This window comes from Devosia sp. 1566 (assembly GCF_004005995.1).
GTDB lineage: Bacteria > Pseudomonadota > Alphaproteobacteria > Rhizobiales > Devosiaceae > Devosia.
Map to the genome: position 1 here is coordinate 3677838 of NZ_CP034767.1, position 13301 is coordinate 3691138.

The window sequence follows — 13301 nt, forward strand, 5'->3', positions numbered from 1 at the left end:
GGGGGCCTTGCTCGAGCGGCTGTCCGGGATGGTATCCGCCCTGCCTCCGCACCATCCAAAAACTCCCTTTTCCACCAGAGCCGCAGGCGAAACCCTCCCCCTTGTGGGGAGGGATCAAGGGAGGGGGTTCCCTCAACACCCCACGAGGGCCGCCGCCTCCGCCACAGGGCCTTACTGAAGCAAAACGCGACGAAAGCCCCGATCCCCACCCTCCCCCTCGCGGGGAGGGCCGGGGAGGGGGGCCGTTTGGCCCCGAGCCATCCCCCAGTCCCACCGTCCCCTCGTGAGAGAAGCAGGAAGCAAGAAGTCCCCCCCGTCCACCCCGCCCCGCTGCTGCAACGCCGCAACACGGCCGCGCACAGATCCTGCCCGCCCCCCACGCAGCAACCCTTGCAAACCCCCGCGCCCCCTGCTATCTCCGCCTGCGTTGCCGCTTTAGCTCAGTTGGTAGAGCACATCATTCGTAATGATGGGGTCAGGTGTTCGAGTCACCTAAGCGGCACCACTTTTCCCCCCTGATGTTCTGGCTGCCGTCCATATCGGCATGCTTTGCGTGAGCGCCACGAGGCCGCCTCTCTTGCCCCGGCCACGCGCCCCCTCAGGTCACCACCACGATTTTCCCGCCCGCCCGGTTTTCCTCCATGCAGCGATGCGCTTCAGCGATCTGCTCAAGCGTAAACCGGGGTCCGAGCGGCAGCAGCAGTCGCCCGGCCGCCACGTCCTCCGCCATCTCATTGAGCGGCATTTCCAGAAATTCCTCCACCCGGCCGGCATAGGTCGACAAACCAACCAGATGGGGAACGTCGATCATCGGCTCGAAATTGGGCAGCGTCCAGGCGTCGCCCACCATGCCGGTTGAGCACACAATGCCCCCTTCGGCAGCGCAGGCCAGCGAATCGCGTAGCGTTGTCGTGCCCACCAACTCGAGCACCTTGTGCACCCCCTCAGGCCACTGGGCGCGCACGGCCGGGGCAATCTCCCCGCCGTCAATGATCACATGGTGCGCCCCGAAGCGCTCGAGCAGGTCCCGCCGCTCCTCGCGCCTTGTGGTGGCGATCACCTCCGCGCCCAACCGCGCGGCAAGGCTCGCGGCGGTGAGCCCCACCGATGTGGTGCCCCCACGGATCAACAGCCGTTCGCCTTGCTGCAGGCGCAGCCCCTTGAACAACGCGCCCCAGGCCGTTTGCCCCATTTCGGGCAGCGCCCCCAGCACTTCCCAGGGCAATTGGGCCTCGACCCGCCGCACCTGGCGGGCCGGAACAACGCAATATTGCGCATAGCCGCCATCGAACTGCCGCCCCATGCCACCCATGACGGTAGCGACGCGGTCCCCGACGCTGAAATCGCCGCCGGGAGCCTCGGCCACTTCCCCCACCGCTTCGATCCCCAAAATGCGGGGGAAGGAAACGCCCGGCGAATGGCCCTGCCTTGTGTAAAGCTCGGACCGGTTGACGCCAAAGGCGCGGACGCGGATCAAAACCTCGCCGTCCTTCGCTTGGGGGATCGGTCGCTCCTCGATCCTCAACACCTCGGCCCCGCCCGGCGCCCGCACCACCGCCGCCCGCATCACCCCTGCCGCCACTTTGCTGCTCCCCCAACGGTCCTCGCCGTCGCCGCAAGGGGAAGCCGCGCACCGCATCGGGTCAAGCACCCAGCCGCGAAAGCACCGTTCGCCGGCTGTTTACGGCCAGACGCCTACAAAAACCGATACACCGACGTCCCGATGATCACCGCTCCCACGCCCACCATCAACGGGCGCAGTGGCAGGCGTTTGACGAGGAGGGCGCCGATCGGCGCCGCCAGCACGCCGCCAATGATGAGGCCGATAGCGGCGTTGAACTGGGTCCAGCCCAGCGTCAAAACAAAGGTCAGCGAGATCGTCACCGTCACCAGAAATTCCGACAGGCTGGTGGAGCCGATGACTTTTTTGGGGTCATGCCCCCGCCCCACCAGCGACGAGGTGACGATCGGCCCCCAGCCGCCCCCGCCCATGGCGTCGAGCAGCCCGCCTCCCAGCCCGATCCCGGGCACCAGCTTGTCGCTCACCAGACGCGGCTGGAATTGACGGAACGCCTTGTAGAGAATGAAGAACCCAAAACCGATCAGATAGATCGACACCAGCGGCTCCATGAAACTGGCATCGATGCTGGACAGCAGATAGGCGCCAATCGCACCGCCGATCATGCCCGCCGGCGCCAGCCGGGCCACCAGTTTCCAGTCCACATTGCGATGATAGGCATGCGAGGCGCCCGAAGCGGCGGTGGTGAAGATTTCGGTCACATGCGTCAGCGCACTAGCCGCTGCCGGCGGCAGGCCGATGGACAGCAGAGCCGTGGTGCAGATCACGCCAAAGGCCATGCCCAGCGCCCCGTCAACAATCTGGGCGCAAAAACCTATCACGATGAAGATCAGCAGTTCCTGGCTCATGGCTGTGCCCCCTTAGCCCCCGAAACGCCTAGCGCAGGACGATCCAGGTCGGCGCATGGTCGCTCGCCTTGTCCCAGCCGCGCACGTTCCGATCGACGCCGGCGTCTTCCAGCCGGTCGGCCAGGGCTGGCGCCAGCAACAGATGGTCGAGCCGCAAGCCGGCATCGCGCTCATAGGCGTTGCGGAAATAGTCCCAGAACGTATAGATTCGCTCGCCCGGATGCATGGTGCGCAGGGCATCGGTCCAGCCCTGCTCGAGCAGGCTCTGATAGGCGGCGCGCACTTCGGGGCGAAACAGCGCGTCCTTGGTCCAGCGCTCGGGCTTGTACACATCGAGCTCGGTCGGCATCACATTATAGTCCCCCGCCAGCACGGCGGGGATATCGGCTGCGATCAGCTCGCCTGCATGTCGGGAAAAGCGCTCGAACCAGCGCAATTTATAGTCCCATTTCGGCCCCGGCGCCGGATTGCCATTGGGCAGGTACAGGCAGCCCACCAGCACGCCACTGACCGCCCCCTCGATGTAACGGCTGTGCTCATCTTCGGCATCGGCCACGAGCCCGCGCCGGGTTTCCACCGGCTCGGTGCCCCGCGCCAGCAGCGCCACCCCGTTCCAGCTTTTTTGGCCCAGCCAGATGGCGCCATAGCCTGCCTGTTCGATTTCCTTGCGGGGGAACCGCTCATCTGGCGCCTTGAGTTCTTGCAGGCACACCACATCGGGCGCCGCTTCCTCGAGCCAGCGCAGCAGCACGGCAAGCCGTCCATTGATGCCGTTGACGTTGAAGGTCGCGATCTTCACCCGCCGGCACTGTCCGGAAATGGCGAGCGCTCCGGCGGCATGGTGGGCCCAGGCTCCGCATTGTCATTGGGATTGGTTGGATCGGGCACCGGCAGGTCACCTTCTTTGGGCGCATCATCGATCGGGCGCGGAAAGATCGGCGGCACCGGCCCCGGATCAGGCGCGGTCGGGCTGGGATCGATGGGTGGAAAACTCATGACCTTGGCTCCCTGCTTGGGCGTGCTCACCCAATGGAGCCAAGCTCCACTTTGTTCCCGCGATTGACCTGTTCATAGTCCGTTCATCTTTGTGGCGGAACCGCGGCAGGAAGGTTTGCAACGCTATCGTGCTGCCGCATTTTCCTTGTTCTAAACTCGGCCATCCCAAGCGCTTGCGATATACCCCGCCCCTCTGGCATGACATTGTTAAGTATAGTGCCCACGCGCCGCGCCCCTCCGACGAGCTCCCTTTCATGCCCTTCCGCTTCGTCCACACCGCCGATATTCACCTCGATTCCCCCCTCCGCTCCCTGGCATTACGCAATGCCGATCTGGGGCAACTGGTCGGCGACGCGACCCGCCAAGCGCTTGTTTCCATTGTCGATCTTTGCCTTGCCGAAGCGGTCGACGCCCTCGTGATCGCGGGCGATCTTTATGACGGCGATCAGACCTCGATGAAGACCGCCCGCTTCATCGCCACCCAACTTGGCCGCCTGCACGAAGCCGGCATCGCCGTCTTCATCGTCCGCGGCAATCACGACGCACTGTCCAAGATCACCCAGGAACTGATCCTGCCCGACAGCGTCAAAATCTTCGGCAGCCGCGCCGAAACAATCACCCTGCGCCGCGGCGCCCTCGATATCTCATTGCATGGATTGAGCTTTTCGCGTCCGCACGCCCCCGAAAGCCTGCTGCCGAAGTTCCGCGCCCCCTCCCCCGACACCGCCCATATCGGCATCATGCATACCAGCCTTGCCGGCGCGCCGGGCCACGACAATTACGCCCCTTGCAGCCTCGCCGACCTGCAGGAATGGGGCTTTGATTACTGGGCCTTAGGCCATGTCCACGCCCGCGCCCATCACCCCGGCGACCGCCATGTCATCATGCCCGGAATGCCCCAGGGCCGCGACATCAACGAGGCCGGCCCTAAAACCGTATCGCTGGTGACCATCGCCGATGATCGCTCGGTAACCGTCGAGGAAAGGCTGACCAGCATTGCCCAGTTCGAGCGGCTCGCGGTTGATCTTTCGGGCCAGCAATCCTGGCGCGAAGTCATCGACGCGCTTGAAAGCAGCGTCGCCGCCTTACGCGCCGCCACCGCAGCGCCCCATCTGGTGCTGCGCCTCAAGCTAGCGGGTGAAACGCCCCTGAGCTGGCGCATGCGCCGCGATCGCGACTTGCTCCTCACCGAAATTGAGCAGCGCCTGGAGGGAATTGGTCAAACCTGGATCGAAAAGATTGAGCTGGCCACCACCTCCCCAAACACAGCCGAAATCCGTCCTTCGGCCGATCCGGTGCTCGAACTGGGTGACCTCATGCGCACCCAAAGCATCGGCCAGCACAGCGTGCGCGAAACCCTCCGGCAACTGGTCAAGGATGTGCGCGACAGCTTGCCGCCCGAAGCGCGGCGCTTTGCCGGCGACGACGAAGCAGGTTTCGAAGCCTTTATCGATCAGGTGCTGAGCGAAGGCAGCGAGGACGTGGTCGCCCGTTTGCGTCAAAGCGAAGCCGGGGCCGATTAATGCGCCTGCGCCGCCTCGACCTGCTTCGCTATGGCAAGTTCACGGATTTTTCGCTCGATTTCGGCGCCCATGAGCCCGGAACCCCCGACCTGCACATTATCTATGGGCTTAATGAAGCGGGGAAATCCACCTCGCTTTCGGCCTATCTCGACCTGCTGTTCGGCATCGAAGAGCGCAGCCGCTACAATTTTCTCCACCCCTATCCGTCCATGGAAATTGGCGGGGTTTTGGAGTTCAACGACGAAAACCATGCGCTGCGTCGCGTCAAGGGCCGCACCAATTCGCTGCGCGATGGACGCGGCCAGCCCGCCAATGAGGCGCTGCTGAGCACGCCACTGGCAGGCCTTACCCGCGACGCCTATCGCATGATGTTCTCGCTCGATGATCAAACCCTTGAAGATGGCGGCAATGCCATTCTGGAAAGCCGGGGCGATCTAGGAGAGCTGCTATTTTCGGCGAGCACGGGCCTTGCCGATATCGGCCGCATTCTTGAAGGCCTCAAGGCGGAAGCGGACGGGATTTACCGCAAAAGCGCCAGCTCCACCCAGATTGCCGTCCACAAGCGCCAAATTGCCGAGCTGAAAACGAAGCGGGACCAGATTGATGTGCAGGCTTCCGCCCACAATGCCCTCGTCGCCGATCTGGACCGGGCGACCAGGGCATACGAGGAGATCAGCAGAGAACTTGGGCGCGCCCGGGCTGAGCATGAAGCTCTAAGCCGCATCGCACGCGCATTCCCCCTCGCCCAGGATCACGCTCGCCTGACCGAGACGCTCGCCAAGTTGGAGGATCTTCCCCGCCCGCCCGCCCATTGGGGCCAGGAACTGCCAGGCCTGATGCACGATGAAACCCGGCTTCAAACGCGCAATGCCGAACTGGAAGGCCGCGCCAAGCGCCTTCGTGCCGAGATCGAGGCCATTGCAGTGGACGGGGCCGTGCTGGCTCTCGCCGAGCCCATCGAGGCACTTGCCGATGCCGCGGCCCGCTTTCGCACCGCCGAAGACGACTTGCCTAAGCGGCGCCAGACCTTGCTGGAGCAACAGGCCCGCATCTCCGCCATTACCCGCTCACTTGGGCGGGCGGACCAAGCCGACGCCCGCGCCCTCCTCATCCCGGCGCCGGTTGCCGGAACCCTGCGCGACCTGATCGAGCAGCGCTCCGGTATCGACGCGCTGCTCGCGACGGCCGAGCAGGAAGTCACCGCAGCTCAACTTGCCTTCGAGGCGGCCGAGCAGGAGCAACAAGCCTTGCTTGCCAAGCGGCCAAGCTTAGATCCATCGACTCTAGCCAATCTGCAAGCCGGCATCGCCGCCGCGCGCCAAAGCGACCTTAGCGCCCGTGAGCGGATCCATGCCAGAGAGCTCCCGCGGCTGCAACGGGAGTTCGATGGCGCGATGGCTGCCTTGCTGCCCTGGTCCGGCACTGCTGATGATCTGGCTGGCCTCACATTGCCAACAGTCGCGCAAATCAGCCAATGGCGGAGCGGCATCAGCGAAGCGGAGGCACGCGCAACAAGGCACCGGGAGAACCAGCGGGAACTGCTGGCGCGCCAAACTGAACAGCTTAATCGCATCAAGCATTTGCGGGCTGCCGGAGCGATCGACGATACCGAGGCTGCAAACCTGCGGGCCGAACGCGATGCCGCCTGGGGCCGCCATCTGGAGCAACTCGACCGCGACAGCGCTCTGCAATTTGCGGCTACCATGACGGCCGCCGACCAAATGACTGACGCCCGCATCGCCAACGCGCAGGCTACGGTGGAGATGCGCAGCCTTTCGGCTGAACTCACTTCCACCGAGGCGCGCCTGGCCCAGGAAGAAGCACAGCTGGAGGAAGCGGCAGCAGAACTCGAAACGCTGCGCTCGGCCCCCCGCGCCAGCCTGCCCGCTGACCTGGATCAACTCGCCGACACCGCCACACGCCAATTGCTGGACGACATCGACAATTGGCGCACGGGGGTCGAGCGCGCTCGCGCTGCGCTGGCGACGCTGGACGGCGCAACCGCCGCGCTCAGCGACACGCGCGCTGAACTTACCCGTGAACGGGACGAGCTTGCCCAAGCGCTGACCGCCACTGGCGCCGACACAAGCGCGTTGAGTGTGCCCGCGCTGCTGCAAAGCGCCGAGAACGCTTTGAACGCCGTCGCCTCCGCTCAGGCGGCAAGCGAAAGCGCGGACAAACTGCTGCGTGAGCGTGAGCGCGAACTGCTGGCGCGCCGCCGCGTTCGAGACGCAGCTTTGGGCAAGCAAACAGACTGGCAGAACCGCTGGGACCGAACGGTGGAAGAAACCTGGTTTGCCGACCAGGCCCCCAGTACCGGCGCAGTGCGGGCAATTCTGGACGCCTTGGCGGAGCTTGGTGCAGAACTGCGCCACCGAGAGGAAACCGAGCATCGTATCGCTGCCATGGAGCGCGATCAGGCTGCCTTTCGCGAGCGAGTGGCGGAACTGCACAACGAGCTGAAGGAGACGTTCGAGCCTGCACAAGCCCCGCAACTGGCTGGAGCCCTTGCCCAAAGGAGCCGCCAAGCCCGCCAGAGCCTGCAACGCCGCATGGAAAAGGCTGGCGAACTCGAAGCGCTGCAGGCCGAGTTGGGGTCCCTGGCGCAAGAGCTGCGGGTCTGCGAGGCCAAGAAAGGCGAACTGCTCGAGTTCTTTGCCGCCGAGGACCTGGCCGGGGTAGCGGCAGCCCTGGCGCAGTGCGCCGAGCGCGACCGGCTCGAACATGAGCAAGCCAAGCTTGCAGCCCGCATTGTCGGCGAGATGAACGTGTCGAGCCTTGAAACGGCATTGAACAGGCTTGCCGATATTGACCGTACGGCGCTGGACGAAACGGCGGCGGTGCTTGCCGCCAGGCTTGAGGATTTGGACGAGCGGCGGCGGATGCTGTTCGCTGAAAGATCAATGGCGCAGGAACGACTCGCCGCAGTTGGCGGCGATGACGCGGTTGCCCGGATCGAAGCGGAACGGCGCACCTTGTTGCTCCAGATCGAGGAGCTCGCCTTGCGCTTTGTGCGCCTCCGCGCGGGAGGGCTTGTGGCCGAGCACGCCTTGCATGCCTACCGCGAACAGCACCGCTCTTCCATGATGCAACGCGCGTCCCAGGCATTCCAGCTGATTACCCGCAACGAATATACGGGCCTCACCACCCGCGCTGAAAAGGACGGGGAAGCGCTCATTGGGCTCGCGCGCGGCGGCGGCTCCAAGCTCGCCACCGATATGTCCAAAGGCACCCGGTTCCAGCTCTACTTGGCCTTGCGCCTTGCAGGATATGCCGAGTTCGCTGCCGTGCGCCCTTCTGTGCCGTTCATCGCCGACGACATCATGGAAACCTTTGACGAGCCGCGCTCGGAAGAAGTGTTTCGGCTCTTTGCCCAAATGGCCATTGTGGGGCAAGTGATCTATCTGACCCACCACCGCCACCTCTGCGACATTGCCCAGCAAGTGGTTCCGGGTGTGCGCATCCACCAGATCGCTTCCTGAGGCCTCAACTGGGCGCTCGGTGCATTCCGAGTGCCCCGCCGCCCTTTTATGTAAGAAACTTACAACTATCCTCAGCTCTTTGGGCAAATTCGTCATTGCCACCGAATGAATAGGTGGCCCTTCGCGGCGGTTGCTTGACGACGAAAGTAGGTTTGTTACAGATTGCTGCATCCCGGCCGTTTCGGCCAAGCGCACCAGCGCTCTAACCTGCCATTCCTGTCGAGGTCCGCCGATGAGCTACAAAGCCATCTATACCTATGCCTGGGACCTCCAGGAGGCTGGTGTTCCCGCGGCCGTTGACGAATTCCGGCGGCTGGGGCTCGACACCGTAACAGTGGCCGGTAGTTATCATGCCGGCAAGTTCCTGCGGCCGCGTGGCACCAGGGGCAAGGTGTATTTTCCCGAGGATGGCACAGTTTATTTCCATGCCGATCCGGCACGCTATGGCACAATTCAGCCGCTGGCAAACTCCCTGCTCGCCGAGGGCGATGTTCTTGGTGAACTGACGCGCTCGGATATGGCTACCAATGTGTGGCTGGTGCTGTTGCACAATACGCGGCTGGGGATGGCCCACCCGGAAAGTGTCGTGCGCAACGCCTTTGGCGATCCCTATTTCTACAATCTCTGCCCATCAGCTCCGGACGCACGCGCCTATGCTGTTGCTCTCGCGAGCGACGTAACCGAGCGCTATCCGGTATCGGGCATTTCCCTCGAAGCACCCGGCTGGACGCCTTATGCCCATGGCTTTCACCACGAATTTGCCCTCCTGAAGTCCAATGCCTGGCTCGAAAACCTGCTCGGGCTTTGCTTTTGCGAGCATTGCCTCGCCAGTGCGGAACGAGCCGGCATCGATGCGCGCCGGCTCAAGGCTCAAATTGCCAGCGACATCGAGGCTTATCTGGAAAGCGGCATCGATTATCCCGCCGACATGGCGGAAGCCTTCTGGCGAGCCGACCTGGCGGGAGACTTTGAGCTCCAGAGCTTTCTGGATTTCCGTTGCGGCGTCGTAACGTCCTTGGTCGGTGAAATTCGGGACGCCGTCAGAGCCGATGCAACGGTTTCGGTGATCCCCTCCGTTGCCCGGCCGACCGCCGGCGCCTGGTACGAGGGCAGCGATTTGCCCGCGCTGGCGCAAACGGCTGGAATCATCGAGGCGTGCTTTTATGAAGCATCGGCCGAGCGGGTTTCCGCCGACCTTTTCGATCTCCAGCGACGCCTCAGGGGCGCGGGCAAGCTGCGCGGCATCCTGCGCCCCTCTTATCCCGACCTTGCGAGCAAAACCGAATTCCTCGGCGCTGTGCAGGCGCTCCGCAACGGCGGCGTTGAAGAAGTCGCCTTCTACAACTGGGGCTTCCTGCCCCAAGACAATTTGGCGTGGATTGGTGACGCGATGCGCGAACTTGGCTGAGCGGACCGGAACCGACCTGCGGCAAACTCCCTTTGGCCGGTTCCGACGCGTGAGGCATCGGTCAGGAACCACACGCCCCCTGGTGCGCGAGTTTAGCCCGGCTGTGTGCACCACAAGGGCCCGGTTCTCACAGCTCCCCTTCGGCTGAGCCGCCGAGTTGGGCAATGCGCCGGGCCATGCGGGCGCTGGGAGCGACCAGCTTTACCGAGCCGCTGGGCGAGCCGAACAGCGCCTGCCGCTCTTCTTCGGTGGACATGAAGAACGGGTATCGCTCCAACAGCGGCGGATAAATCACCGGCACATCGGCCACCATCAGCACCATCGGGAAGCGCAGCCCGTGATAATACCGAGCCTCGCCCCACTGCGTGGAGTTGAACACCCTTCGGTAAAAGGCGGAGTGTTCGGGCCTCACCGAGGACAGGCAATAGCGAGCGCCATAATGGCGCGCGGCCATCACCCCGATCCTCAGGGCCAGAAAGGGCAAGGCCGGATAAGCTAGAGTCGCTTCGTGATCGGCGGTGAACCGGCCGGGATCCACCATGTGCACCCCGTCCGCAATCAACGGATCGAGGAGGTCAGGAAATACCGATTGTGATGGCGAAACCGGGGTGTCTCGGCTCAGATGATGGACGCGGATGGAACTCACCAGCCGCCCGTCGATAAGCACCCCGAAACAGGAAACATTGGGCAGTTCGTCGAACTCGTCGCGCACCACCTGCTGGCTGTTGAACGGGATGAATTCCTCCCGCCGATAGGCCTCGTAACGAAGCCGATACACTGGATCAAGCTGATCCTCTACGCTCACCCGCCGGTACTCGACCCTGTCCAAGAGATCGACAAGCGCTTCCGCAAAACGGGAAGTGCCCCCAGCAACGGGTGTGACTACCGCACTCATCACATCACCCCTTACACCCGACACAAGTTAATCACTTGTTAGTCATGTTGAAAACAGGGGAACTGCGGGGTTTGGCGGCGTTTCTGGCGAGGGAAATTTTCTGCCGCCGGCAAAAACGCCGGAGGGGCGGGCGTTTACCGAGAATTAACCGTTTTGACGATTTTCGCAGGGAAGCTTTGCGCCATGCGCATGCGGCCGATCAACTCGGCAATCTCGCGCCGCGGGAGCGGCGCGCCAAACAGGAAGCCCTGGATTTGATCCACGCAAGTATGCTGGGAAACCAGCTCCAACTGGTCCTCGGTTTCCACGCCTTCGGCAGTGATCACCAGATTGTTGTCCTTGCCCAGTTGGGCCACATTGGACAGGAGCTTGAGGGCCCGCGCATCGGCGGCGATGTTCATGACGAAGCTGCGATCGATCTTAAGCTTGGTGAACGGCAGCGCCTGCAGATAGCTTAGCGACGAATAGCCGGTGCCGAAATCATCAAGCGCAATGCCGATTCCCCTGGTCGCCAATCCACTCAGGATCTTGGTGGCCGCGTCCCGCTCCTCGATCAGCGCGGTTTCGGTTACCTCGACTTCCAGCCGGTGCGGTGCCAGGCCGGAACTGCGCAGCGCCTCCTCGACCATGTCACCGACATCGGCATTGCGGAAATCGCGGGCCGAGATGTTCACCGAAACGCTGACATCTTCGGGCCAGGAGCGGCATTCGCGCGTAGCGGTCGTCAACACCCAGCGGCTGATATCGGAGATCAAGCCGGTTTCTTCGGCCATTGGGATAAAAATGGCTGGGGATATGGGTCCGAGTTCGGGATGGTGCCAGCGCGCCAGCGCTTCGCAGCTGACCACGCGCTGGGTCTTGATATCAACGATCGGCTGGAACACCAGGGACAGCGCGTCGGTATCAAGGGCATGGCGCAGATCGGTCTTGAGGCGCTGGCGATACCGGTAATCCACGTCCATTTCTTCCTGGAAGCACTGCACCTGCGACTTGCCCGAGCCCTTGGCCTTGTAGAGCGCAAGATCGGCCTTGGTCATCAGCGAATCCAGCCCCTCGGCCATGGCGTCCTCAACCACGAGGCCGACGCTGACATTGACCGCGATAACCTGGCCCATGATGTTGAATGGCGGCTTGAACACGGCAACGATGGCTTCGGCATCGCGCGCTGCCTCTGCCTGGGTGACATCGCCGCGATAAACCAGGAACTCATCCCCGCCAAAGCGGCCGACAAGGCAATCCACCCCCATCAAGGTGTCGAGGCGGTGGGACACCTCCACCAGCAGGCGGTCCCCGATCAGGTGACCCATCGTATCGTTCACATGCTTGAAGTCGTCGATGTCCACGATCATCAGCACGATCTCGCCAAAGGCGCGCGTGGTGCGGCGCTGCACCAGATCGGCTTCCACCAGTTCGGCGAAGTGCCCCCGGTTCGGCAAACCGGTAAGGCTGTCGAAATGCGCCATGAAGTTGATCCGCTCGGCCGCCTCCACGCGCGCGGTGATGTTTTCGAACAGCAGCACCTTTTGTTCGCGCCGTGAACTGACCGTAACTTCGATGAATTCACCGGTTTCGAGCTTCAGGACGGTCTTGCCACTACCCCGGGCAACGCAGTCGAGCAGATTCTGCGCATCCGGGTGCGACAGGGTATCGTGGGCTTCGGCCTGCGCGATGCTGTCGGAAAAGCACCGGCCGCCCCATTCTCCCGGCACCAGCGCCTGGAAGATCTTTTCGGCATAATCATTGGTGACCGAGATAAAGCCCCGGCTATCGAGCATGCACAGGCCATGCTGCATCGTATCGAGTGCGGTATCGAGCTCAATGGCGAGGCGGGAGGCCTCAACCCGCTGGTGAACCGCGCTAAGGAGGATCAAGCGGACATCGCGCGCCAATACGCGCATGCTGAGCAGCATGGGCAGCATCAGGACGCCAAGAACCTGGTGGTAGATATCCCCCCCGAGCAGCAACCCGGCGCACATCAGGGTGCAGGCAATAACCAGTTGCAGGGTGAGGAGCCGGTCCAGCCCGAAATTGCGCGTGACAATGCCCACCATGCAACCAGTGGTAGTGACCATGCTGATGATCTCCGCGACGGGATCATCAACAAAGACGAAGCTGAAGAAACACCAGGAGCCATAAACAAGCGCGGCGAAAGCGCCCCAGAGCGTAGCGCGCACTTCCCACTGATAGGCCGCGTCGACATCCTCTGGACCGATATCGGCCTGCTTGAACTGCGTCATGTCGATAAATCGAAAGACGGCGATCAACAGGAAAATGACGGTGATGCCCCAAAGCAGCGGAGATCCGGTTTTCAGCGCGGTCGTGGCCGCGCCGACAGCGCTGGCCAGCGTGCCGTAAATCATCGCGCGCCTGTCCTTATAGACAGACTTGACGGTCGATACGTAATCGAGCGCCGGCATTGATTTATGCGCGGGGGTGAACACACCTGTCTCCGGTTCGTGATCGGCCAATCAAACCTTATCGAGGTTAAGGAGGGCTTGAGATCGTGTCCTCAATACGTAAATTACCGAGAGCGATACCGGAAAGCCGCTTGCGAGCTTTTTCAGGAACGA

General features: G+C 63.0%; 9 protein-coding genes and 1 tRNA gene. 4 read left to right on the forward strand and 6 right to left on the reverse strand.

The window, feature by feature from the left end:
* Positions 1-429: 429 nt before the first annotated feature.
* Positions 430-505: transfer RNA gene (locus tag ELX51_RS17520), tRNA-Thr, on the forward strand.
* Positions 506-598: 93 nt separating this feature from the next.
* On the opposite strand, the gene ELX51_RS17525 is transcribed toward ELX51_RS17520, so the two are convergent.
* The 4 genes from ELX51_RS17525 to ELX51_RS17540 form a co-directional block, all read right to left on the reverse strand.
* On the reverse strand, positions 599-1582 hold the full coding sequence (locus ELX51_RS17525) for a zinc-binding alcohol dehydrogenase family protein (protein WP_248305175.1): 984 nt from the start codon (positions 1580-1582) through the stop codon (positions 599-601).
* 113 nt (positions 1583-1695) lie between these two features.
* Positions 1696-2427 (reverse strand): sulfite exporter TauE/SafE family protein, encoded by a 732-nt coding sequence (locus ELX51_RS17530; protein WP_127754701.1) that lies wholly within the window; start codon positions 2425-2427, stop codon positions 1696-1698.
* 28 nt (positions 2428-2455) lie between these two features.
* The gene (gene xth / locus ELX51_RS17535) at positions 2456-3226 is read right to left on the reverse strand and encodes an exodeoxyribonuclease III (RefSeq protein WP_127754702.1); all 771 of its coding nucleotides are present in this window, start codon (positions 3224-3226) and stop codon (positions 2456-2458) included.
* Entirely contained in the window at positions 3223-3423 is a 201-nt protein-coding gene (locus ELX51_RS17540) for a hypothetical protein (RefSeq protein WP_127754703.1), read from the reverse strand. Before ELX51_RS17540 ends, xth begins: the two co-directional genes overlap by 4 nt.
* Positions 3424-3677: 254 nt before the next feature.
* On the opposite strand from ELX51_RS17540, the gene ELX51_RS17545 reads away from it, so the two are divergent.
* The 3 genes from ELX51_RS17545 (at position 3678) to ELX51_RS17555 (ending at position 9836) form a co-directional block, all read left to right on the forward strand.
* A complete protein-coding gene (locus ELX51_RS17545) occupies positions 3678-4946 on the forward strand; it encodes a DNA repair exonuclease (RefSeq protein ID WP_127754704.1) in 1269 nt (422 codons plus the stop codon).
* Positions 4946-8428, forward strand: coding sequence for an AAA family ATPase (locus ELX51_RS17550; RefSeq protein WP_127754705.1), 3483 nt, complete (start codon positions 4946-4948; stop codon positions 8426-8428). The genes ELX51_RS17545 and ELX51_RS17550 overlap by 1 nt, the downstream gene beginning before the upstream one ends.
* A gap of 232 nt (positions 8429-8660) precedes the next feature.
* Complete coding sequence (locus tag ELX51_RS17555; protein ID WP_127754706.1) at positions 8661-9836, forward strand: hypothetical protein; 1176 nt, start codon at positions 8661-8663, stop codon at positions 9834-9836.
* 127 nt (positions 9837-9963) lie between these two features.
* On the opposite strand, the gene ELX51_RS17560 is transcribed toward ELX51_RS17555, so the two are convergent.
* Together ELX51_RS17560 and ELX51_RS17565 are read right to left on the reverse strand one after the other, a co-directional pair.
* Complete coding sequence (locus ELX51_RS17560; RefSeq protein ID WP_127754707.1) at positions 9964-10731, reverse strand: hypothetical protein; 768 nt, start codon at positions 10729-10731, stop codon at positions 9964-9966.
* Positions 10732-10865: 134 nt separating this feature from the next.
* A complete protein-coding gene (locus tag ELX51_RS17565; protein WP_127754708.1) occupies positions 10866-13172 on the reverse strand; it encodes an EAL domain-containing protein in 2307 nt (768 codons plus the stop codon).
* Positions 13173-13301 lie beyond the last annotated feature (129 nt).

What these genes read in the sequence shown, in the direction of transcription:
- ELX51_RS17560 (WP_127754707.1), bottom strand. Translation starts at nt 10,731, where the DNA reads ATGAGTGCGGTAGTCACACCCGTTGCTGGGGGCACTTCCCGTTTTGCG.
- ELX51_RS17555 (WP_127754706.1), top strand. Translation starts at nt 8,661, where the DNA reads ATGAGCTACAAAGCCATCTATACCTATGCCTGGGACCTCCAGGAGGCT.
- ELX51_RS17540 (WP_127754703.1), bottom strand. Translation starts at nt 3,423, where the DNA reads ATGAGTTTTCCACCCATCGATCCCAGCCCGACCGCGCCTGATCCGGGG.
- ELX51_RS17550 (WP_127754705.1), top strand. Translation starts at nt 4,946, where the DNA reads ATGCGCCTGCGCCGCCTCGACCTGCTTCGCTATGGCAAGTTCACGGAT.
- ELX51_RS17530 (WP_127754701.1), bottom strand. Translation starts at nt 2,427, where the DNA reads ATGAGCCAGGAACTGCTGATCTTCATCGTGATAGGTTTTTGCGCCCAG.
- ELX51_RS17545 (WP_127754704.1), top strand. Translation starts at nt 3,678, where the DNA reads ATGCCCTTCCGCTTCGTCCACACCGCCGATATTCACCTCGATTCCCCC.